Genomic DNA, 20,959 nt, shown 5'->3' on the forward strand with positions numbered 1-20,959 from the left:
CGGCGATGGATCACTGGTCACCGCCCGGACCTTGGTTGCTCCGGCGCCGTGTGCCCAGGCAGCATCGGGTCAGGCGGTAGTGCCGACCAGGATGTCGACCGACCGCCTTCTGAGCCGAGGAGATTTGCCGTTGTGACGCCGCGGCTGAGTGTCGTTGTGCCCTTCTACAACGTCCGCGACTACATCGGGGACTGCCTGGACTCGATCGCGCGACAGACCTGGACCGACTTCGAGGCGATCCTGGTCGACGACGGATCCCCCGACGACAGCGCCGCGATCGCGCAGGACTTCTGCGACCGCGACCCGCGGTTCCGGATCGTCGCGCAGGAGAACCAGGGTCTCGGCCCGGCCCGCAACACCGGGGTCCGGCACGCCGACGGGGAGTACATCACCTTCGTCGACAGCGACGACCTGGTCACCCGGCACGGTTTCGAGAAGCTGATCCGGACCCTGGACGGCAGCGGCTCGTCGTTCGCCGGCGGCAACGCGCGCCGGTTCAACAACAGCTCCGGCGTCCGGCCGTCCTGGATCCACCGGCTGCCGTTCGCCAAGGACCGGATCGCCACCCACGTGATCGAGAGCCCGGACCTGATCCTGGACCGGATGGCCTGGAACAAGGTCTACCGGCGGTCGTTCTGGGACGACTTCGGCTACGAGTTCCCCGCGATCCGCTACGAGGACTACCCGGTCACGCTGAAGGCGCACCTGGACGCGGTCACCGTCGACGCGCTCGCCGTACCGGTCTACTACTGGCGCGAGCGGGAGTCCGGCGAGTCGATCACCCAGCAGAAGTTCCAGCTGGGCAACATGGAGGACCGGGTCCACTCCGCCGAGCTGGTGATGGACCTGATCGAGACCGGCGACACGCTGCGTGAGGTCCGCCGCCGGGTGCACTCGCACTTCACCCAGATCGACATGCTGACGCTGATGATGGCCTTCGGCGCCGCTCCGGCCGACGAGGAGCAGAACCTGCTCAAGCTCGCCCGCCGGCTGATGGACCGGCTGGACGACTCGGTGCTGGCCCGCGCTCACAGCTACGACCGGATCCAGCACTCCGCGCTGGCCGCCGGTGACGTCGACCTGCTCCGTCGGCTGGCCCACTTCCGCAACGACGGCGGCCTGCGCGGCGGTGCCCGGGCGCTGTCCCGGCCCGGCCGCCCGTGGCAGTTCGAGCACAACTACCCCGGCGTACAGGACCAGAGCGCTTCGGTGTCGCGGGAGCTGTACCGGCTGCCGATGAAGGACCTGACCCTGGCGACCAGCGTCCGCGAGGTCGGCTGGCTCGACGACGGCTCGCTGTCGGTCAAGGGCACGGCCGAGATCCGGCACCTGGAGACCAAGACGTCGTCCAGCCTGCGCATCGGGTTGGTCGTCGGCGGCGTGGAGACCCCGCTCGCCGTCCGGCGGTACGACGCGACCGACACGCACGGTGACCCGGCCCTGGTGGGCTTCGAGGTCCGGCTCGACAAGGCGCTGCTCGGCAAGCTCAAGGGGACCGGTGCCCCGGCGCACTTCATGGTGCGGCTGAAGTCCGGCCGGCTGCGCCGGATCGGCAAGCTCCGTGGCCAGCGGCCCGGTAGCCCGGGCTGGCCGCCGGGTGCGTGGATCGACGGCACCAGCTGGGTCCAGCCCGGCCCCGGTGCCGACGGTGCCTTCGTACTGCGGCGCATGGTCGACCCGACGCGCCTCACGGCCGTCAGCCAGACCGCGGACGCCCTGGTCCTGCAGGGCCGCGTGCCGGTCGGCCTGGAGGACCCGAAGCTGCAGGTGACCCGGCCGCTGGCCGGCAAGGACCAGGAGCTGCCGCTGACGTTCAGCGGCGACGGTCGCGACTTCAGCGTCCGGATCCCGGTCCGGCCGATCATCGAGGACACCAACCCCGACGACCCGTTCACCCAGCGCACCACCTGGGCGTTCCGGCTGGTCGGCAAGGACGACGAGAAGCTGCTGCTCTGGACCGCCGACCCGCAGGCCGTGCACCACCTGGCCGACGGCCGGATGGTCAGCCTGACCCGCTCCACCGGCGGCTACGTCAACCTGCACGAGGCCCCGCTCCGGCTGCCCGCCGAGCACGTCAACGTGGTTGCCGGGAGCAACGGTCTGGAACTGCGGATCGACGGCGCGGTGCTGGACGGCGACGGGTACGTCTTCAGCTGGCGGCGCTACCTGGACGACTCCGACGCCCACGCCGACGTCGCCTGCCGGCTCACCGTCGAGGACGGCCGCTGGACCGCGAGCTCCGACCTCGCCGACCTGATCCCGGCCGACGCGGTGGTCAACTCCACGGACCCGCTGGCCAGCCTGGCCGACTGGATCCTCTTCGCGACCGGACCGGACGGCGCCGAGCACGCCGTGCAGTGCGAACCGTTCCTGTCCGCCCGGCTGCCGGTCGAGGTCGAGCAGGCCGGTCACACCGCCGCGCTGCGCCCGCACGCCGGCACACTCCACCTCGAGGTCCGCTGATGCATCACCACAACCACTACTACGGCCAGGCCCACATCCTGGCCCGGTACGCCGGACTGGACGACGCGTACCCGCCCCGCCTGCGCGGCTACCTCCAGCACGGCTGGAACATCGCGGACGGCTGGAACCCGGTGCACGAGTTCTACGACGGCGCCTGGCGGTACACGTGGAGCGACGGACCCCGGCGCCGCGGGCACGCGCTCGGCCGGCGCAACTACGCCAGCATCGGCGCCCCGTTCCTGTACCTGCAGGAGCTGGAGCCCGAGCTCGGCGCCGTACCGGAGGAAGAGCGTGAAGGCACCCTCTGGTTCCTCTTCCACGGCTGGGAGGGCGGCAAGATCCAGGGCGACCACAAGCGCCTGATCGACGAGATCCGGGAGACCGAGCCGGGTCCGGTCACCTTCAGCCTGTACTACACCGAGTACGACCGGCCCGAGGTGCGCAAGTCGTACGAGGACGCCGGGTTCCGCGTGGTCTCGTTCGGCCGCCGCGGGTTCTCCTACGAGGGCACCGACCCGAGGTTCCTCTACAAGCAGCTCGCCGAGCTGCGCAAGCACAAGCGGGTGGCGGCCAACCGGCTGTCGACCGCGATCTTCTACGGGATCGCCGCCGGCTGCGAGGCCGCGGTGTACGGCGACCCGATGGAGATGGAAGGCGAGAACCCGCTCTTCGGCGGGCAGAGCCGGATCGCGCGGCTGTGGCCGGAGATGCTGGGCAAGGAGCTGGACATGGACGCCGCCCGGGCGACCACCGACCTGGAACTGGGCGTGCCGTGGATGATGCCGCCCGCGGAACTGCGGATGTTGTTCGATTGGAGAGAGCGTGTCTGACAACCAGCTGGCCGTCGAGGTCGTCCGCGGTGAGATGCAGCCGTGGAGCGACTACTCCGGCAAGCGGGGGGCTGTCCAGGGACCGGCGCTGCGCGCGCTGCTCACGGACGTCCTGCCCGACGGGGCACGCACGCTGATCGTCGGCCCGCACGGCGCCGACCTGGTCGAGGCGGTCGTCGCCAAGGCGTCCGAGACGACCCTGCTCGTCCGCTCGGTCTCCGACGCGGGTGAGCTCGGCGAGCGGTTCGCCGCAGGCGCCGGCAAGGGCGCCGGTGCCGGCCTGCAGGTCGTCGCGGGTGCGCTGGACGGTTTGGCCGAGGCCGGGCGTCCGTCGTACGACGTGGTGGTTGCCGCTGACGGTCTGGACCGCGTCATCGGGTACGACAGCCCTGACCTGACCTGGTCGCAGCGGCTGGACGCGCTGGCCGCCGTCTGCTCGCCGGACGCCGTTGTCGTGCTGGGCCTGGAGAACGAGTTCTCCCTGACGAACCTGCTCGACCGCCGCCCCGCTGACCAGCGCCACGGCGACGACGAGTGGCGCCCGCTCCACGACGACCCGACCCGCCCGGTCTCCACGTCCCAGCTGCTCGCCGAGCTGGACCGAGTCGGCCTGTCGGGCGCGACCACCTACGCCACCTTCTCGGTAGCCGAGACCCCGCACGCCCTGCTCTCCACGGACACCGCCGAGACCGCCCGCCCCGGCCAGCTCCCCACCCGCCTCGCCGTAGAGGCCCTGGAAGCAGCGTCGACTGTCGTCCCGCTCCTCACCCCCATCGCCGAATCCGCCGAAGCCGCGGCGCGAGCCGGCCTCCTGGCGTCCACCCCGACGGGCTGGCTAGCAGTCCGTGGCGGAAAGCCGAACCACGCGATCTACGCCCAAACCACCGGCCACCCGGCGGTACTGACCGCTGATGTGGATGCTGAGGTGTGGAAGGTAGTAGTTGCTGGAGATGAGGTTGAAGCTGAAGGTGCTTTGGCTTTTGATTCTTCGGTTGTTCCCGCGACTGTTCCGGGTGGGGTTTCTGCTGAGACTCTGCTGTTCCGGCTGGCAGCTGCTGAGGACGTCCCCGGCTTCCGGGACCTCGCCGGGCGGCTGGGGGACTGGGCTCGGTCGCAGACCTCGCGAGTTCTCCCGCGCTGGGACGACGTGGTGACCGACGGCGACAGCTTCGCCTTCGGTGTGTCCGCCTGGGTGACCGTCGCCGACGAGACCGAGCAGGACCGCCTCGCCGCCGCCTGGGCACGCTTCCACGACCGCCTGATCGGCGCCCACCGCCGCCACCCGTGGCCTCCGTGGATGGTCGGCGACGACCTCGTGTCCACCTGGCTCGCGATGTCCGGTATCGACGCCCCGGCACAGACCCCAGCGACCACCCCGGACACTCCCTCGGCCTCCGTCGCACAGGTTGCCCGAGGCAAGGAGCTGGCGGCCGCCCTGGCCACCGCGCTCGGCGTACCGGCGGACGGGTCGCAGACGCCCGACGTACGGACCGTCCTGGCCGACGCCGACCGCGCCGCACAGGAGATCCACGAGCTCAAGGGCCAGATCTTCGGCCTCGAGCGCACCCTCGGCTTCCGCGACAAGGCCCTGAAGACCCGCGAGACCCGGCTGCGTGAGATGCGCACCCAGGTCCAGAAGGCCAACGCCGAGCGCACCAAGCTGAAGAACTCCAGGGCGTACTCCGCGGTGAAGCTGATCCGCAGGGCCGCCCAGATCCGCAACCCGCGCAAGTTCGCCGGCAAGGTCCGGCGCCGCGTCAAGCGCCAGCTCCGCGGCAAGCTGAGCTAACCAGTACGACGAACAGCCGGGTTCCCCCAGGGAGCCCGGCTGTTGTGGTTACTCGGCGAGCCGGGAGACGAGGAAGCCGACCCGTTCCTCTTGCAGGGCCGGCGGAATCCGCCCGCTGCCCGAGAGCACGGCCATCCCGTGCACCGCGCTCCAGACCACCTCCGCGGACAACTCACGCGGCTCGTCGTCCCCCCGGAAGCACGCGACGAACTCGTCGAAGCACGCCCGCATCGACGCCGGCGTCTCGTCACTCGCGAACTTCAGCTCGGTCGGCAGCACGAACATCGCCTGATAGACCGCAGGTCGCGTGCTCGCGAAGTCCAGGTACGCCTGGCAGACCGCGCCCAACGGGGACGCCTTCCCGGACTTCCCGGCCACAGGCGGCCCGGTCACTCCCTCCTGCGGCTGCCCGGTCGCCTCCTCCCGCGCCTGCCCGGTCGCCTCCTCCCGCGCCTGCCCGGTCGCCTCCTCCCGCGCCTGCCCGGTCGCCTCCTCCCGCGCACCCCGCAGCTGAGCGGCAAGTGCCTCGAACCCCTCGAGCGCGACCGCACTCACGATCCCGGTCATCCCGTTGAAGTGGCTGTAGAGCACCGGCTGGCTGTACTCGACCCGGTCGGCCAGCCGCCGCGTCGTCACCGCCTCCCAGCCCTCGGCCTCCGCGAGCTCCCGCGCGGCCGTGACGATCAGTCGATGACGGTCGGCCCGCTCGCGTTCACGGCGCTCGTTGACGGGGGACATGACCAGATTCTAGCACCGCTAGACATTCTGTCGAAGACAGCATTATCGTTGCTACATCATCTAGCAGTGCTAGCTACTGAGGAGCAACCCCATGATCACCACCGTCGCCACCGTGCTCGCCGGACTGATCGGCGTCGGCATCCTCTTCATCGGCCTCAACGTGTTCCGGGCGCCCCGCGCGGCGGCCGGCTTCGGCATTCCCGGTACGCCGACCGAGGATCCCACCTTCCGGGCGTGGCTGACCGTCAAGGCGGACCGCGACATCGTCGCCGGACTCCTGCTCTTCCTGGTGCTGTTCGCGGGCACACCCCACCTGCTGGGCGGATACCTGCTGGTCGCCGCGCTGATGCCCGTCGCCGACGCCCTGATCGTGCTGCGCAGCAAGGGCCCCAAGGCCACGGCGTACGGCGTCCACGCGGCAACCGCCGCGATCATGGCGGCGGTCGGCGTCCTGCTGTTCCTCTAGCGCGGGCGGCGGGCGATCAGGAGCTGATGGGTGTCGGGCCAGTCGACGGCCTCGCCGTCGACTGTGGTGAGCGCAGCGACCGGCGCGATGCGGTTCTCGATCACCCAGTCGTTGCGCCAGGGCTTGGACGACGGGTCGAGCGTGAAACCGGCCGACCGGGCGATCGCGGTCCAGTCGGCGAAGGTGAGTCCGCAGAACTGCTCGTGGGTCTCGCTGAGCCAGTTGTCGGCGTAGTCCTTGCGGGTCAGGAAGTCCATCGCGTCGGCCAGCCGCAGGACCGGGTGCTCGCCGCGGAGCGTGTAGGCGAAAGGCACGCGGGCGTTGCGCCGGAAGTCCTGGGCGAACTGGAAGAAGTGAGCGCGGGTGGACAAGGCCTTCACGTGGGCCGCGGGGTCGTTCAGGGACTCCAGGTCGACCGGCGCCGAAGGATTGACGCCGTCCGAGTCATCCAGCGCCAGTACGACGGACCGATCGGGCTCCGCCGGTCCGCAGACGTCGGAGTTGATCCAGACCCCGCCGGGCGCGGTGTGCGCGAAGAGACCGTCGACGAACCGCTGAACGGTCGACGCGCGCGAGCCGTCGGCGTACGACCAGATCTCGTGGGTCAGTGCGAGCGTGAGCGTGGTGTCGATCGAGCGCGGCGGGAAGACGGCCGCGCCGAGCATGTTGCGCTGGTAGAAGTAGACGTTCGGGTTCTGGAAGAACCCCTGCTCCTTCTTGTGCACGCACTCGGCGTACAGGTGCCGGGCGACCTCGACGCCGATCAGGTCGGACTCGTGGAAGCGCGGATCGCCGTCGACCCGTTGCAGTGTCGCCCCGGTCGCGCAGCCGATGTCGAGGATGCGGCCAGGGTGGACGAAGTCCTTGATCTGCGACCATTTCCGGTCCGCGGCCGTCTCGAAGGCGTCGGCGTACGTCTTGTAGTCGCGCGTCGTCGTCAGCCCGCCGTCGTCGCCGACCACCGGGTCGTTCACGCACCGCCGGACCTGCGCGTCGAGCCGGTACCGGTCGAAGACGTCGACCGTCGCCGGGTGGGCCAGGGAACGCCACTCGTCGTTGCCTGCAGCAATCATCAGCAGGACGTCCCACGGTCGCTGGACACCTTCGGGCTCGACCCCGATCACCTTGTAGCCAAGGCGTTCGTAGAGCTTCGCGACCTCCGGCGTCGAGCACGCGACGACGGTGTTCTCCGGCGACAGCCGGACGGCGTCGTCGGTGCCGGCCTCGATCGCCTTCACCGTCACCTCGGCGAAGTCGTCGGTCGGCGGCGTGTCCGTCACGCCGATCACCAGTGACCGCAGGCCGGTCGCCACGCTGAACCGCTCGATCGCGGCCTCGCGCCGGTCGAACGGGATCGGGTTGCGCTTGGTGGTGTGGTGGTTCGCCGACGTCACCGCCCAGACGACCGTCGTACCGGCCGGTGCCGCCTCGCGCAGGAAGTCCGCCTGGTACGCCGTCAGCACGTGGTGCCGGCCCGGGAAGAGCAGGTGCACGATCAGTCGGTCCCGGTGGTGATGTCCGGGTGGGCGTCCCCGTCGGTGCGTTCGCGGATCACGTACGTCGGCCGGCCCATCGAGCCGGAGTGCAGGCGGCCGACGTACTCGCCGAGCACGCCGAGGGCGAGCATCTGGGCGCCGGAGAACAGCGCGACCATCGACGCGATCGTGGTGAAGCCGGCGACCGTGGTCGCGCCGACGGCGTACTTGTAGATGATCACGCCGAACAGCCCGACGCCGAAGACCGCGCAGATGAAGCCCAGGTAGCCGACCAGGCGCAGTGGTTCGGTGGAGTAGCCCGTAATGAGCGTCAAGGCATGCTTCATCAGCATCCAGGTCGTGTAGTTCGAGCGCCCCTCGGCGCGGTCCTCCATCCGGACGGTGGTCTGCGCGATCCGCGTGGTGGACCACGACAGCGCGACGTCGACCGACGCGTGCGGGCCGTCGAGCCCGTCGAAACCGTCCCGCAGGAAGGTCCGGAAGGCCCGGAACGCGCTGATCGACTTCGCGTTCTGGACCGACAGCGTCGAGGCCATCGCGGCCTTCACCAGCCGGGAGGAGAAGGACCGGACGACGCCGTGCTCCTCCTCCTTCGGTACGCCGTACACGAGGTCGATGTCGTCGGTGAGGGCTTGCAGCAGGACGGGGACCTGGTCGGCCGGGTGCTGCAGGTCGTCGTCCATCGTGACGACCACCTCGTACTGCGCGCTGCGGACGCCGGCGATGATCGCGTTGTGCTGCCCGTAGTTGCGGGCCAGGCGGAGCGCGCGGGTCTCCGGGTACTTGTTCGCCAGCTCGCTGGCGACCTGCCAGGTGTCGTCCGGACTGCCGTCGACCACGAGGATGATCTCGAACCCGGTGGTCGCGTCCGGCAGGGCGTGCGACAGGTCCTCGACAAGGCGCGGAAGAGTCTTGGCGGACCGATAACATGGCACGACGACGGAGACGAGCACTGCTTGCCCTTCTGAAGACGAGACGGCGGGGCTTCCGCCGCTGTGATTATCCCACTGCTGAGAGGCACTGCTCCCGCTGTGAACACCACTGCCGTCGCGCAACTGCCGGTGAAACTCCTCGGCGACCACCGCGTCCGCTACCTGATCGTCGGCGCCGGCACGAACGCCCTGTACTTCGGCCTGTTCTGGCTCGGCTGGCACCTCCTCGAAGGCACCTGGCCGTACCTGCTCGTCACCGCGCTGGCCAACTTCACCACCGCGGTCGTCGTCTACCCCGCGTACCGCACCTTCGTCTTCAACTCCACCACCGGCTGGCTCCAAGGCTTCGCCAGGTTCTACACGATGTACCTGTTCGGCCTCGCCTGCTCCCTGGTCGGCATGCCCCTCCTGATCGAGCTCGCACACCTCCCGGTCCTCCTCGCCCAGGCCCTGGTCATCCTGCTCGTCCCCGTAGCCAGCTACCTCCTCCACCGCTTCTGGACCTTCCGCGACGCTTCCCACACCCCAGTCGATGCGTAAGCCCGCCACAAGGTTGTCCTGCGCGCTGGCTCTGCTGCTCCTCGCGGGCTGCACCGCCACTCAGGCTGCCGCCCCTGAGCCGGCAGCGTCACCGGCCGCCACTGTGACGCCGTACCCGACCCAGCTCCTGCGTGACGCGATCCCAGCGCGCTACCACTCCGTTCCCCTCGTACGACAGATGGCGAGCTATCCGATCGACGGCTGGACGCCACGGGCCGATCCGCTGGCTGGTCGCCGCGTCGAACCGGAGAGCTGCCGGGCTTTGATCAGGACCGGTGGCGTGGCTGCTCCAGGAGCCTCCATTCCGAAGAACACCCGGGCGGCCAGGGCAACGGGGGCGCTGGGCCCAGTTGTTGGTGGAGTCGAGCCGATCGTCCAGGTGGAGGTGATCCAGGTGACCGGCCCCACTGCCGATCAGTATCTGGACGAGTCCCAGAAAGCTGAACCGGAATGCTCCGACATCCGGGTCACCGGTGGCCGCGCATCGGTGCTCGAGCGGGAGTTGGTGGGGTTCGGCGAGCGATCCCGCTACATCATCCGGACCTACCCGGTCGCCGGTAAGGCGTGGAACGAGCGGATCCTCCTCTACCGCACTCCCCGGTACTCCGTAGGGATCAGGCTGTACGGCCCGGCAACACCAGAGGAAGGTTTCGTGGCCTTCGCGCGCGAGGTCCGCGACAAGACGAGCGCCAAACTCGGCTGAGCAAACAAAGGCCCCGGGCGATGCCCGGGGCCTTTGTCAGCGAAGGTTTACAGCACGTCCCACGTCAGCGGCGTGCCCTTCGGGGTGTCCTGGCGGAACTCTCGGCCTTCGACCGACGTGAAGGCATCCGGCGGCAGCCCGCCGGCCGGGCGGACCGAGCGGACGTTGTCGGCGGCAACCTTTTCGCCGGCCTTGACGTCGCGGGTGACGAACAGGGAGCGCCGGAAGCGCAGTACGTTCTGCTCGGCCTGCTTCGGGCCGACGATCGGCTGGCCGAGGGCCTGCTGGGCGACCTTGGTGCCTTCGACCAGCGCCTTGACCTCGTCCGGCTCCAGGGAGAACGCCGAGTCGACGCCACCGTCGGCGCGGGACAGCGTGACGTGCTTCTCGATCACCGTGGCGCCGAGGGCGACGGCGGCGATCGAGGCGCCGATGCCCATCGTGTGGTCGGACAGGCCGATCTGGACGCCGAGGGCGTCGCGCAGGACCGGGATCGAGCGCAGGTTCGACTGCTCCGGCGGTGCCGGGTAGCTCGCCGTACAGGAGAGCACGACGATCTGCTCGTTGCCGGTCGAGCGGGCCGCGCGGACCGCCGCGTCGATGTCCATCAGCGTCGCGGAACCGGTGGAGATGATGATCGGCTTGCCGGTCTCGGCCATTCCGCGGACCAGCGGCAGGTCACCGATCTCGTTCGAGGCGACCTTGTACGCCGGGACGTTCAGCTTCTCCAGGAAGTCGATCGCGGTCGGGTCGAACGGCGACGAGAAGGCCAGCATGCCGAGCGAGTTGGCGAGCTCGAAGATCGGCTCGTGCCACTCCCACGGGGTGTGCGCCTCCTGGTACAGGTCGTACAGCCGGGCCCCGCCCCACAGCTCGTGCTCCGACGGCAGCCGGAAGGCCGGCAGGTCGACGTCGAGCGTGATCGTGTCGGCGGTGTAGGTCTGCAGCTTCAGCGCCTGGACGCCGGTCTCGGCCATCGCCCGGACGATGTCCTTGGCCCGCTCGATGTCGCCGTTGTGGTTGCCGGACATCTCGGCGATGACGAACGGCTGGTGCTCCGGCCCGACGGGCACGTCACCGAAGTTGATGGTGTTGGCGCTCATGAGTTTCCCTTCGGCTTGCGCCGGTTGTTCTTGTTCAGGCTGATGGGCAGCACGGTGATCTCGCGGCCGTCGCTGAGGCGCGTCTCCGGCTCACCCTCGACGAACCGGAACCGCCGGTTCATCTGCCGTACGACGGCGTTGTGCTCCAGCACCTCGCCGTACAGGTCGTCCAGCTCGAGCTCGTCGAAGGCGTACCCGGTGGCGTCCTTCATGACCTCGATCCAGGCCGGCAAGGTCTCGCCCCGCTCGGCCAGGCCCTCGGCGTCCAGGAAGAAGCCCCACGCGCCGGTCCTCGGCGAACCGTCCAGCTCGAGGTCGAAGAAGTTGACCACGCCCGCGGCGACGCCTTCGCGTTCGTAGATCAGCACCCGGCGGGTCGGGTCGACGCTCGCCTTGGTCCACCAGCCGAGGTGCTCGTCGGCGGTGATCTCGTGCGAGTTGATGCTGACCTCGCGGTTGGGCTGCTGGTTGCGCAGGTCCCGGATGATGTCGACGTCGCCGTCCGTGGCCGTGCGCAGCACCTGTTCGCCCTCTCGTTCCACCGGTTCGATCCGGCCACCACGGTACCGGCTGCGTCCCACCCTCAGCGATCCGGTCGCCAGACCTGGATCCGATGACCCGATCAGCGATTTGCATGACACCTTCAAAGGCCGATCGAGATGTGTAACTATCTTTCGATCCCGTCCCGCAGAATAGTCGGAGAGTGACATGAGAGCCTGGCGTGTGGTCGGAAGCCTTGTGGTGGCCGTGGGACTGCTGGTCAGCGGTCTCACCAGTACGGCGTCCGCGGCGCCGAGCGCCGGGTGCACGCCCGACGCGAAGACCCCGTTGCGGCAGTTCCGGGCCAGCTGGGTCTCGTCGGTCGTCAACATCGACTGGCCGTCGCGCACCGGGCTGACCGCGGCGCAGCAGAAGGCCGAGCTGCTCACCTGGTACGACGACGCCGTCCGCCAGAACCACAACGCCGTCGTACTCCAGGTCCGCCCGACCGCCGACGCGTTCTGGCCGTCGTCGGTCGAGCCCTGGTCGCAGTACCTGACCGGCACGCAGGGCGGCGATCCCGGCTACGACCCGCTGGCGTTCGCCGTCGCCGAGGCGCACAAGCGCAACCTCGAGCTGCACGCCTGGTTCAACCCGTACCGGCTCTCGATGGGCACGAACCTCAACGCCCTCGTCCCGACGCACCCTGCGCGGCAGCACCCGGACTGGGTCGTCACGTACGGCGGCAAGCTCTACTACAACCCCGGCATCCCCGCGGCCCGTCAGTTGGTCGAGAGCGCGATCATGGATGCCGTCAGCAAGTACGACATCGACGGCGTGCACTTCGACGACTACTTCTACCCATACCCGGTGGCAGGCCAGGTCTTCGACGACGCGGCGACGTACGCGCAGTACGGCGCCGGCTTCTCCACCCTCCAGGACTGGCGGCGCAACAACATCGACCTGCTGATCCAGGAGCTCCAGCACAAGATCAAGGCCGCCAAGCCGTGGGTGAAGTTCGGCATCTCGCCGTTCGCCGTCTGGCGCAACAAGGCGACCGACGCGGAAGGTTCGGACACCACGGCAGGCGTCCAGACGTACGACGACCTGGCGGCCGACACCCGCAAGTGGGTCCGCGAGGAGTGGATCGACTACATCGTCCCGCAGGTCTACTGGGCCGGCGGGTTCGCCGCCGCCGACTACACCAAGATCGTGCCCTGGTGGGCCGACCAGGTCCGCGGCACCGACGTGCACCTCTACATCGGCCAGGCGACGTACAAGGTCGGTACGTCGACGCAGTCGCCCGACTGGGCCGACCCGGCCGAGCTGAGCGACCACCTGGCGTTCAACAGCGCGATCCCCGAGGTGAAGGGCGACATCTACTTCTCCGCCAAGGACGTGCGGGCCGACCGCCTCGGTGCGACCAGCCTGCTCAACAGCACCTGGTACACCCGCCCCGCACTGGTCCCGGCGATGCCGTCGCTCGACGCACGCCCGCCGCTCCCGGTCCACGCCCTCAAGGCCTCGCGGACCACGACCGGAGTGAAGCTGGACTGGCGCGCGACCTCCAAGGACACCACGTCGTACGCCGTCTACCGCCGCGACCTGCTGGCCGGTGACTGGTGTGCTGACAACGACGCGCGCAACCTGGTCGCGACGCTGCGGGCCACCGGCGGTCAGCAGACGTGGACCGACACGACAGCCGTTGCCGGACGCCACTACATCTACCTGGTCACCGCACTCGACCGCACCTGGAACCAGAGCATTCCCTTGCCCGCGGCCGCCATCCGGTGACCGGGCTCGCTAGCTGATCGGAGTGGAGCCGGCGCCGACCCGTGGCGGGTAGAGCTGGTAGACGCGCACCGTGCCGGACTGGAAGCGCAGTTCGGCGAGCTTCTCCAGCTCTTCCGGCGCCGGGTTCACCCGGTCGTCGGCGAGCAGCCAGCGCACGCCGTACTGCGTGCGCAGGCGGTCCAGGACCTCACGGGTCGGTGCGGTGAAGGCCTCGTCGTTGACCTTCAGCTTCTCCTTGTCCCAGAAGGGCCCGTAGGACGCCTCGGCCGAGGTGCGCACGTTGTTCGCCTTCGCCGTGTACGACCAGCCCTCGACCAGGACCCGGCGTTCGGCGTACCCGGGAATCCAGAACGAGCCGGTGTGGCAGCGTGGACCGGTCGGGGCGTGGCAGTGGATGTTGGTCGCGATCAGGTCGTCCGGCCCGGACTGGCGGCGGATGAACCGGGCCGCGTCGATCCCGCCGGGCGCGATCGAGTCGTACGCCGTCTGCGGCGGGAAGGCGAACTGCCGCAGGCCGACCACCGTCGGCGACACGGTCAGCCCGAGCAGCGCGCAGACGGCGATGATGGCCCACGTCCGGCCGGTCCGCGACCGTCGCCGGATGCTCAGGCCCAGGATGACGATGCCGGCCGCCGTGAGGATCACGGCGGCGACGAGCGGCGCGGTGAAGATCCTCTCCAGGCAGCCGGTGTCCTGGCAGTCGCGGATCAGCGTCTTGGTCTGGGCCCGGCCCATGTAGATCGCGGCGACGCCGATGGCCAGGGCCGGACCGACCACCAGGTACTGCCGGCGTTCCAGCGAGGCCAGGCCCCAGGCAGCGAGCAGAACCCCGTAGATGAAGGCGGTTCGGACGAAGAAGACCTGCGCCTGGCTGAACTGGTAGAGCAGGCTGGCGGCGGCGACCGCTCCGACCAGCCCGGCCAGCAGCATCACCACCATCGGGTCGCGCGGCAGCCGTCGCCGGATCAGCAGGGCGCCCACAGCCGGCATCAGCCAACCGATCACGACCGCGGCGGTGACGATGAGCAGCATCGAGCGGCCGGCCGGCACCGACGGGTCGATGCCGCGGACCATCCCGTCCAGCATGCTGCGGTAGGTCCCGGCCGGTTTGAACTCCATCCCGTTGGTCTCACCACGCAGGACGACGAAGAAGTTGAAGGCGTACGCCGCTGCGACCGTCACGCCGAGGACCAGCGCGCGCAGGTTGAGGCGACGCGCCTTGATGGTCAGGTAGATCCACGCGGCGGCCAGTCCGGCGGCGTACACGGGCAGTGCGGTGGCCTTGCTGACCGAGAGGACGCTGATCAGGATGCCGGCGACCAGGAACAACCCGGCGAGCTGCTTGCGGGTCTGGCCCGGCGGGCGTCGCAGGAGCTGAGCGGTGACGGCGATCAGCGGCAGCATCAGCACGGTGGAGAAGGCCTGGGTGGTGCTGATCATCTGCCCCATCGACAGCGGGCTGTCGTGGTACAGGGTGTGGGTGACCGTCCAGCCCCACGGTCCGAGGTCTCCGGCGAGCACAGCGAGTCCGGCGGCGATCGGAGCCGCGACTGCCCGGCCGGTGAGGACCATGCCGACGGCGGCGGCGCCCAGCGTCGTCAGCAGCAGGAACGCGAAGGGGACCACCCGCTGGGTCAGGACGTCGAGCTCGATGCCGGTGATCCAGTGCGCCGACGCGATGTGGTTGAAGGCCATCCAGTGGTACGTCAGCGGCTCTCCGGCGACGTACGGGACCTGCGGCGGGAAGTGGTGGGTCAGCTCGGCAGCCAGCGACAGCTGGAACGGTGAGTCCGAGTTGGGGCGCAGGGCCGCCGGTCCGTCGAGCGGGATGAGCCGGGAGCCGACCCGGACGAACCAGGCCGCGACGATCCCGGCGACGACCATCACGCCGGCCACTGACCACCAGGGGGTCGGCTTGGTGGAGCGCGTCCGGCCGGGCAGGGCCAGGAAGAGTCCGAGCGCCAGCGCTGGCATCACCAGCGCTGCCAGCGGGATGTCGAGCCAGCGGCCGAGCGGGTAGATCAGGACCTCGCAGGCCAGGCCGAACGTCGTACCGAGCACCGCGTCGACCGCGAACCAGCCGGAGCCGCCGGTGAGGCGTCGCCAGAACATCGTCCCCGGTATGACGAGCACGAGGAGGAAGTAGCTGAGGTACGCCGCCGCGACCCACGGCTGGTGCGCCTGCAGCCCGACGAACCAGCCCAGCGGCAGCACCGGCACACTCGCCAGCGCCGCCACCGACATCGCCCGGCCCGGTCGGCTCACCCGTACTCCCTCCGCTGTTCCTGCACACGGAGAGAGACCCGTGGGCGACCAAAAGTTCTCCCCCAACGGTAGTCGGCCCCGAAACGTCATCGTCGAGCTGTTTACCCGGTCAGACAGGGTGCTTACCCTGAGTGAAGACCTGTGACAGGGAGGCACCATGCCCGCTCAGCACATCGCCGGCTTCCCCGTAGAAGAGATCCTGCTCGCCGCCACCGCCGCGGCAGCCCCACTCATTGCCTTGATCGGCTGGGAGATCAAGGACAGAGTTCGCAGGCTGCGGGCCGTCGTGCGACGTGACAAGTGAGATCAGCCACCGCCGGGTCCCCGCGAATCGTCTTCCGCCGGGAGAGGCGGCTAGAGTCTTGGCCTATGAGTGAGTTGACGCGCGCCCAGATCCGGGACCTGATGGGCGAGGTGATGAAGGCGCAGGGCAAGGAGCTGCCGGGCGACGACAGCGCCGATCTGCGGGAGATCGGCTTCCGTTCCCTGGACTTCTCCGAGCTGGCCCTGCGGGTCGAGGACGAGATCGGCGACGAGCTGAACTTCGATGCTCCCGGACTGCGGCAGATCGCCAAGGTCGGCGACGTCCTGGACTTCATCGAGCAGCTCCAGTCGGCGTGACCGCGCAGCGTCGCAGCACCGCTCTGATCGGCGACGACAACACGGTCGTCGTCGGCGGGAAGAAGCTGACCTGGCGGACCCTGCACAAGCTGCCCCAGCTGCCGTCGCCGGCCGCGGTCCTGGTCGACAACGGCGCGGACGCGCTGGCCGCCGTACGGCATCACGCGGTGCACGGCACCGAGCTGCTGGTGGCGACGTCGTCGCGGGTCGACCTGGCGATGCGCGAGGAACTCGGCGAGTCCGGCTTCGCGGTCGTGATCGCCAATGGCGACGAGCACTCGGTCACCCCCACCCGGCTGAAGCGGGTCGAGGAGTCGGGCCGGGTCTGGCTGCTCACCTCCGGTTCGACCGGCCGCCCGAAGCGGATCGGCCACACGCTGGAGTCGCTGACCACCGTCCGCGGCAAGCAGCAGCCGCGCACCTGGCTGGTCCCGTACTCGCCGGGCACGTACGCGTGGTGGCAGGTGATCACCATCTCGCTGACCCAGGCCGACCAGGGCCTGGTCGTGATCGAGCCGTCCGAGCTGGAGACCTGGCCGCAGATCGCCGCCGAGTACGGCGTCACCGCCGCGTCCGGTACGCCGACGTTCTGGCGGCAGACGATCTTCCGTGACTCCGAGGCGCTGTCCAAGGTCCCGCTCGAGCAGATCACGCTCGGCGGCGAGCCGGTGGACCAGGCGATCCTCGACCAGCTGGCCGAGCTCTTCCCGAACGCGCGGATCTCCTGGATCTACGCCTCGTCCGAGGTCGGTGCCTCGATCGTCGTGCACGACGGCAAGGCCGGCTTCCCGAAGGCCTGGCTGGACCGCGACCCCGACCCGGAGTCCGAGCGCCCGGTGCTGTCGGTCGACGGCGACGAGCTGGTGATCGCCTCCCCGCACCACGGCGCGGGTCTCGAGGGCGCGCACCGGACCGGCGACCGGGTCGAGTTCGTCGACGAGCGGGTGCTGATCACCGGCCGGCTGGACACCGACGAGATCAACGTCGGCGGGTCCAAGGTGTCCGCGGGCCTGGTCCGCAACGTGCTGATGGCCCACCCGGCCGTCGCCTGGGCCCGGGTGTTCGCCCGCAAGGCCCCGCTGGTCGGCCGGATGGTCGCCGCCGAGGTCGTGCTGAACCCCGACCTCGGACCGGTCACCGACGCCGACCTCGTGCAGTGGTGCACGAACAGGCTGCCGGACTACGGCGTACCGCGCCGGATCCGCTTCCTGGCCGAGATTCCCCAGAAGGAGACCCTGAAAAGCGATGTCTGATGTCACTCTGGTTCCGCCGTCGACCGTCGTGCTGGTGTCCGGCGGCTCCCGCGGCCTCGGCCTGGCCATCGTCAACGGGCTGATCGACGCGGGCGTGAAGGTCGCGGCGTTCGCCCGGTCGGTGACGCCGGAGATCGCCGCGCTGGCCGAGAAGTACCCCGACCAGGTGCACGCCGGTGCCGTCGACCTGAACGACGAAAAGGCGACCCAGGCGTTCGTCAAGGAGGTCGAGGCCAAGCTCGGCCCGATCGACGGCCTGGTGAACAACGCCGCGATCGGCCAGGACTCGCTGCACGTGCACACCTCGGCGGACCAGATCGCGCAGATCATCCAGACCAACCTGACCGCCCCGCTGGTGCTGACCCGCTACGTGCTGCGCCGGATGATGGCCAAGGGCCTCAAGGGCCGGGTCGTCAACATCACCTCGATCTGCGGTCAGCGCGGTTTCCCCGGCCTGGTCGCCTACTCGGCCACCAAGGGCGGCATGGACTCGGCCACCCGCTCGATGGCCCGTGAGCTCGGCGGCCGCGTGCTGGTGAACTCGGTCGCTCCCGGCTTCTTCGCCTCGGACATGTCCGCGGTGCTCGGCCAGACCCAGCTCGACCAGATCGTCCGGCGGACGCCGACCGGTCACCTGACCGAGCCGGACGAGGTCGTCCCGGTGGTCCGGATGCTGCTGCTGGAGAACACGAACATCAACGGCCAGGCGATCGTCATCGACGGTGCCGCCGGTATCTGACGGTCCCGACGGCGGCGAGCGTCCGCGCGTCCGTCAGTTGCTCGACCAGGCCGAGTCGCACCTGCGGGTCGGCTCGGTCGACGACGTGCGGGATGCACTGACCCGCTCGCACCTGCCCGACTTCCGCTGCGTCGGCTGGTACGGCGTACCGCCGGCCGGCTGGTCGGTGGTCGTCGATGCCGAGTACGCCGACCAGGTGATCCCGGCGCCGCTGGCGAAGCGGTTCGGGACCGACCGGTTCTGGGAGCGCTGGACCCGGTCGGAGTGCCTGTGCAAGCTCGCCGACGTACCGATGCTGGCCTGGTGGCCGCAGCACGGGCTCGACGTACCGGCCGACTTCGCCGGCCAGTGGCGGACGCTGGAGGTCGGGCCACTGATCGTGTCAGTGGCCCTCGCTCCGTCGAGCGGTCACGCGCCGAGCCTGGCTCCGTCGGTCAGGCCGGCTTGATGTTGGAGTTGCGATGGAAGACGTTGCCCGGGTCGTACTCGGCCTTGATCCGGGCCAGCCGCTCGTACTTCTCGCCGTACAGCGTGCTGCTGTCGAGGCCGTCCTGACCCAGCGCGTTGACGTAGCCCTCGCCGGCGATGACGTGCGGCTGCAGGGCTGACCAGAACGTCCTGACCCACTCGCGCTCGGCCGGGAACTGCGCCGGGGTCCGGCCCGCGCCGACGATGAAGGTCGCGTACCTCGGTGAGCGTCCTCCCGCGAACGCGGTGGCGTTCTCGGGGACCTCGGAGTAGGCCTCGTCCAAGCGGTAGAACAGGTTGACCGAGAGCGGCGACTGCTTGCGGTCCAGATGCTCGACCAGTACGGCGATCGCGTCGTCGGTCAGGTCCTCCAGGTACGACGTCTTCTCGTAGACGTGGTGGCCCCAGGCGTTCGCCTCGTCCAGCGACTGCTGGAGTGCGACGTACGGCATCGGGGTCGCGACCTCGAACAGCGGCGGCAGCGCCGCCCGCAGCCGGTCGAGCACCTCCGCGTGCCCCTCGGGCGAGCCGAAGCCGGTGACGACCAGGGCGTACCCGGTCCGGAAGTGGTGCTCCTCGGGCACGAACGGCAACGGCGGCGCGCTCAGCCCGGCGATCACCACGTTGAAGTCGCGGGACAGCCCCGGGATCACCTCGCGCGCCAGCCGCAGAACTTCGGTGCCTTGGGCAACATCCCAGAACATCAGGCCGTACTGGATCAGCGGGCCCACGGCGTACAGGGAGAACTCGAACTCGGTGACGACACCGAAGTTGCCTCCCCCGCCCCGCACCGCCCAGAACAGGTCCGGGTTCTCGTCCGCGGCCGCCCGCAGCACCCGGCCGTCGGCGGTGACGAGCTGGACCGCGACGAGGTTGTCGATGCTCAGCCCGCCGATCCGCGTCAGCCAGCCCATCCCGCCGCCGAGCGTGAGCCCGCCGACGCCGGTGTGGCTGATCATCCCCGCCGGTACGGCGAGCCCGTGCTCCTGCGTCGCCGCGTCCAGATCCGCCAGCAGCGCACCACCGCCGACCGTCGCCCGCCGGGCCTCCGGATCGACGGAGACCTGGTTGATCAGGCTGAGATCGATCACCAGGCCGTCGTCGACCACCGCGCCGCCGGCGACGTTGTGCGCGCCCCCACGCACCGACACCTCGAGCCCGTTGTCCACCGCGAACGCCAGCGCGGCCCGTACGTCGTCGACGCCCGAGCACCGCACCACCACGCCCGGCCGCCGGTCGATCCCCGCGTTCCACACCCGCCGCGCGTCGTCGTACCCGTCGTCACCCGGCGTGAACACCGGTCCACCGACGGCGGCTCTCAGGTCGCCGATTCCCCGCTCCGCAGTCTGAGTCATCCTGCACCTCCCCGATTTTGATGGCCGTTACTCTACGTGGCCTCCACCGGCTCCACGAGGCTTCGAAGGGCAGCTCTTCAGGCACGACCCCGATCCGCGATAGGAACGGGTCCATGAGATTCGGGATGATCCTTCCGGGTGGCACCGCCCCCGAGCAGCTCGAGCAGGCCGTTCTCGCGGAGGAGTCCGGCTGGGACGGCGTCTTCGTCTGGGAGGCGGCGTACGGCGTCGACGCCTGGGGACTGCTGAGCGCGATCGCGGCGCGGACCAGCCGGATCAAGCTCGGCACGATGCTCACCCCGCTCCCGTGGCGGCGGCCGTGGAAGGTGGCCAGTCAGGTCGCCACGCTCGACCAGCTGTCGAACGGCCGGGCGATCCTGGCGGTCGGCCTCGGCGCGGTCGAGACGGACCTGCCGTCGACCGGCGAGGAGCTCGACCTGCGGACCCGGGCCTCGATGATGGACGAGGGCATCGACCTGATCCGCACGCTCTGGGACGGTGGTCAGGTCTACCAGGGGGAGCACTACACGTACGAGTCCGTCCGGGACGACCTGACCGTGGTGGGCCGACCGGTCCAGGAGCGGATCCCGATCTGGGTGGTCGGTGCGTGGCCGCGGCCCAAGTCGATGCGTCGCGTGCTGCGCTGCGACGGCGTACTCCCGCAGTACGCCGGGGAGGCGGGTCCGGCCGAGCTGGCCGCGGTGCGTGGCTGGCTGAGTGAGCGCGGCGCCCGGCCGGAGCTCGACGTGGTGGCGGAGGGGGAGACCGACCCCTCCACGGCCGCAGCTGAGGTGAGGCCCTGGGCCGATGCCGGTGCGACGTGGTGGCTGGAGACCCGCTGGGACATGCCTCATCACTCGCCGGAGCGGATGGAGCAGGTCCGGCGCCGCCTGGCCGCTGGGCCTCCACAGATCTGAGGCTGTC

At 69.8% G+C, this 20,959-nt stretch carries 20 protein-coding genes; 13 read left to right on the top strand and 7 right to left on the bottom strand.

The genetic code is table 11. From position 1 onward, the window contains the following. Positions 1 to 132: 132 nt before the first annotated feature. Genes HDA39_RS32485 through HDA39_RS32495 form a run of 3 tightly spaced genes read left to right on the top strand, consistent with a single transcriptional unit; the run spans position 133 to position 5,082 of the window. Positions 133 to 2,463 (top strand): glycosyltransferase, encoded by a 2,331-nt coding sequence (locus tag HDA39_RS32485; RefSeq protein WP_184801714.1) that lies wholly within the window; start codon positions 133 to 135, stop codon positions 2,461 to 2,463. Then, entirely contained in the window at positions 2,463 to 3,293 is an 831-nt protein-coding gene (locus HDA39_RS32490; RefSeq protein ID WP_184801716.1) for a hypothetical protein, read from the top strand. Before HDA39_RS32485 ends, HDA39_RS32490 begins: the two co-directional genes overlap by 1 nt. After that, the gene (locus HDA39_RS32495; RefSeq protein WP_184801718.1) at positions 3,286 to 5,082 is read left to right on the top strand and encodes a hypothetical protein; all 1,797 of its coding nucleotides are present in this window, start codon (positions 3,286 to 3,288) and stop codon (positions 5,080 to 5,082) included. The genes HDA39_RS32490 and HDA39_RS32495 overlap by 8 nt, the downstream gene beginning before the upstream one ends. A gap of 48 nt (positions 5,083 to 5,130) precedes the next feature. Here HDA39_RS32495 and HDA39_RS32500 read toward each other — a convergent pair whose 3' ends face one another. After that, positions 5,131 to 5,820 carry a TetR/AcrR family transcriptional regulator gene (locus HDA39_RS32500; protein ID WP_202893185.1) on the bottom strand — a complete coding sequence of 230 codons (690 nt, stop codon included), beginning with the start codon at positions 5,818 to 5,820 and terminating at the stop codon, positions 5,131 to 5,133. 91 nt (positions 5,821 to 5,911) lie between these two features. Between HDA39_RS32500 and HDA39_RS32505 the strand changes: the two genes are divergently transcribed. Continuing rightward, positions 5,912 to 6,286 carry a DUF4267 domain-containing protein gene (locus HDA39_RS32505; RefSeq protein WP_184801720.1) on the top strand — a complete coding sequence of 125 codons (375 nt, stop codon included), beginning with the start codon at positions 5,912 to 5,914 and terminating at the stop codon, positions 6,284 to 6,286. Here HDA39_RS32505 and HDA39_RS32510 read toward each other — a convergent pair. Together HDA39_RS32510 and HDA39_RS32515 are read right to left on the bottom strand one after the other, a co-directional pair. Next, on the bottom strand, positions 6,283 to 7,779 hold the full coding sequence (locus HDA39_RS32510) for a class I SAM-dependent methyltransferase (RefSeq protein ID WP_337925986.1): 1,497 nt from the start codon (positions 7,777 to 7,779) through the stop codon (positions 6,283 to 6,285). The genes HDA39_RS32505 and HDA39_RS32510 overlap by 4 nt on opposite strands. 2 nt (positions 7,780 to 7,781) lie before the next feature. Further along, entirely contained in the window at positions 7,782 to 8,735 is a 954-nt protein-coding gene (locus HDA39_RS32515; protein WP_184801722.1) for a glycosyltransferase, read from the bottom strand. Positions 8,736 to 8,813: 78 nt separating this feature from the next. Between HDA39_RS32515 and HDA39_RS32520 the strand changes: the two genes are divergently transcribed. Continuing rightward, positions 8,814 to 9,254 (top strand): GtrA family protein, encoded by a 441-nt coding sequence (locus HDA39_RS32520; protein WP_184801724.1) that lies wholly within the window; start codon positions 8,814 to 8,816, stop codon positions 9,252 to 9,254. A 178-nt stretch (positions 9,255 to 9,432) separates the two neighbouring features. Next, positions 9,433 to 9,957, top strand: a complete 525-nt coding sequence (locus tag HDA39_RS32525) for a hypothetical protein (protein ID WP_184801726.1) — start codon at positions 9,433 to 9,435, stop codon at positions 9,955 to 9,957. Positions 9,958 to 10,004: 47 nt separating this feature from the next. On the opposite strand, the gene pseI is transcribed toward HDA39_RS32525, so the two are convergent. Then, entirely contained in the window at positions 10,005 to 11,060 is a 1,056-nt protein-coding gene (gene pseI, locus HDA39_RS32530; RefSeq protein ID WP_184801728.1) for a pseudaminic acid synthase, read from the bottom strand. Continuing rightward, positions 11,057 to 11,602: a GNAT family N-acetyltransferase gene (locus HDA39_RS32535; RefSeq protein ID WP_337925987.1), complete on the bottom strand. Its 546-nt coding sequence runs from the start codon at positions 11,600 to 11,602 to the stop codon at positions 11,057 to 11,059. The genes pseI and HDA39_RS32535 overlap by 4 nt, the downstream gene beginning before the upstream one ends. 166 nt (positions 11,603 to 11,768) lie before the next feature. On the opposite strand from HDA39_RS32535, the gene HDA39_RS32540 reads away from it, so the two are divergent. Further along, positions 11,769 to 13,334 carry a glycoside hydrolase family 10-like protein gene (locus HDA39_RS32540; protein WP_184801731.1) on the top strand — a complete coding sequence of 522 codons (1,566 nt, stop codon included), beginning with the start codon at positions 11,769 to 11,771 and terminating at the stop codon, positions 13,332 to 13,334. A 9-nt stretch (positions 13,335 to 13,343) separates the two neighbouring features. Here HDA39_RS32540 and HDA39_RS32545 read toward each other — a convergent pair whose 3' ends face one another. Next, complete coding sequence (locus HDA39_RS32545) at positions 13,344 to 15,599, bottom strand: hypothetical protein (protein WP_184801733.1); 2,256 nt, start codon at positions 15,597 to 15,599, stop codon at positions 13,344 to 13,346. 157 nt (positions 15,600 to 15,756) lie between these two features. On the opposite strand from HDA39_RS32545, the gene HDA39_RS32550 reads away from it, so the two are divergent. The 5 genes from HDA39_RS32550 (at position 15,757) to HDA39_RS32570 (ending at position 18,660) form a co-directional block, all read left to right on the top strand. Further along, a complete protein-coding gene (locus HDA39_RS32550) occupies positions 15,757 to 15,903 on the top strand; it encodes a hypothetical protein (RefSeq protein ID WP_184801735.1) in 147 nt (48 codons plus the stop codon). Positions 15,904 to 15,968: 65 nt separating this feature from the next. Next, a complete protein-coding gene (locus HDA39_RS32555) occupies positions 15,969 to 16,220 on the top strand; it encodes an acyl carrier protein (protein WP_184801737.1) in 252 nt (83 codons plus the stop codon). Next, positions 16,217 to 17,473: an AMP-binding protein gene (locus tag HDA39_RS32560; RefSeq protein ID WP_184801739.1), complete on the top strand. Its 1,257-nt coding sequence runs from the start codon at positions 16,217 to 16,219 to the stop codon at positions 17,471 to 17,473. The genes HDA39_RS32555 and HDA39_RS32560 overlap by 4 nt, the downstream gene beginning before the upstream one ends. Then, the gene (locus tag HDA39_RS32565; RefSeq protein ID WP_184801742.1) at positions 17,466 to 18,212 is read left to right on the top strand and encodes an SDR family NAD(P)-dependent oxidoreductase; all 747 of its coding nucleotides are present in this window, start codon (positions 17,466 to 17,468) and stop codon (positions 18,210 to 18,212) included. Before HDA39_RS32560 ends, HDA39_RS32565 begins: the two co-directional genes overlap by 8 nt. Further along, complete coding sequence (locus HDA39_RS32570; RefSeq protein WP_337925988.1) at positions 18,196 to 18,660, top strand: hypothetical protein; 465 nt, start codon at positions 18,196 to 18,198, stop codon at positions 18,658 to 18,660. Before HDA39_RS32565 ends, HDA39_RS32570 begins: the two co-directional genes overlap by 17 nt. Here the strand turns inward: HDA39_RS32570 and HDA39_RS32575 are convergent. Continuing rightward, positions 18,647 to 20,035: an FAD-binding oxidoreductase gene (locus tag HDA39_RS32575; RefSeq protein ID WP_184801744.1), complete on the bottom strand. Its 1,389-nt coding sequence runs from the start codon at positions 20,033 to 20,035 to the stop codon at positions 18,647 to 18,649. The genes HDA39_RS32570 and HDA39_RS32575 overlap by 14 nt on opposite strands. A 113-nt stretch (positions 20,036 to 20,148) precedes the next feature. On the opposite strand from HDA39_RS32575, the gene HDA39_RS32580 reads away from it, so the two are divergent. Continuing rightward, entirely contained in the window at positions 20,149 to 20,952 is an 804-nt protein-coding gene (locus HDA39_RS32580) for an LLM class flavin-dependent oxidoreductase (protein WP_184801746.1), read from the top strand. The last annotated feature ends 7 nt before the right edge of the window (positions 20,953 to 20,959 follow it).

The organism is Kribbella italica (assembly GCF_014205135.1).
Classification (GTDB): domain Bacteria; phylum Actinomycetota; class Actinomycetes; order Propionibacteriales; family Kribbellaceae; genus Kribbella; species Kribbella italica.

What these genes read in the sequence shown, in the direction of transcription:
- HDA39_RS32490 (WP_184801716.1), top strand. Translation starts at nt 2,463, where the DNA reads ATGCATCACCACAACCACTACTACGGCCAGGCCCACATCCTGGCCCGG.
- HDA39_RS32500 (WP_202893185.1), bottom strand. Translation starts at nt 5,820, where the DNA reads ATGTCCCCCGTCAACGAGCGCCGTGAACGCGAGCGGGCCGACCGTCAT.
- HDA39_RS32505 (WP_184801720.1), top strand. Translation starts at nt 5,912, where the DNA reads ATGATCACCACCGTCGCCACCGTGCTCGCCGGACTGATCGGCGTCGGC.
- HDA39_RS32525 (WP_184801726.1), top strand. Translation starts at nt 9,433, where the DNA reads ATGGCGAGCTATCCGATCGACGGCTGGACGCCACGGGCCGATCCGCTG.
- pseI (WP_184801728.1), bottom strand. Translation starts at nt 11,060, where the DNA reads ATGAGCGCCAACACCATCAACTTCGGTGACGTGCCCGTCGGGCCGGAG.
- HDA39_RS32540 (WP_184801731.1), top strand. Translation starts at nt 11,769, where the DNA reads ATGAGAGCCTGGCGTGTGGTCGGAAGCCTTGTGGTGGCCGTGGGACTG.
- HDA39_RS32550 (WP_184801735.1), top strand. Translation starts at nt 15,757, where the DNA reads ATGCCCGCTCAGCACATCGCCGGCTTCCCCGTAGAAGAGATCCTGCTC.
- HDA39_RS32555 (WP_184801737.1), top strand. Translation starts at nt 15,969, where the DNA reads ATGAGTGAGTTGACGCGCGCCCAGATCCGGGACCTGATGGGCGAGGTG.
- HDA39_RS32565 (WP_184801742.1), top strand. Translation starts at nt 17,466, where the DNA reads ATGTCTGATGTCACTCTGGTTCCGCCGTCGACCGTCGTGCTGGTGTCC.
- HDA39_RS32575 (WP_184801744.1), bottom strand. Translation starts at nt 20,035, where the DNA reads ATGACTCAGACTGCGGAGCGGGGAATCGGCGACCTGAGAGCCGCCGTC.
- HDA39_RS32580 (WP_184801746.1), top strand. Translation starts at nt 20,149, where the DNA reads ATGAGATTCGGGATGATCCTTCCGGGTGGCACCGCCCCCGAGCAGCTC.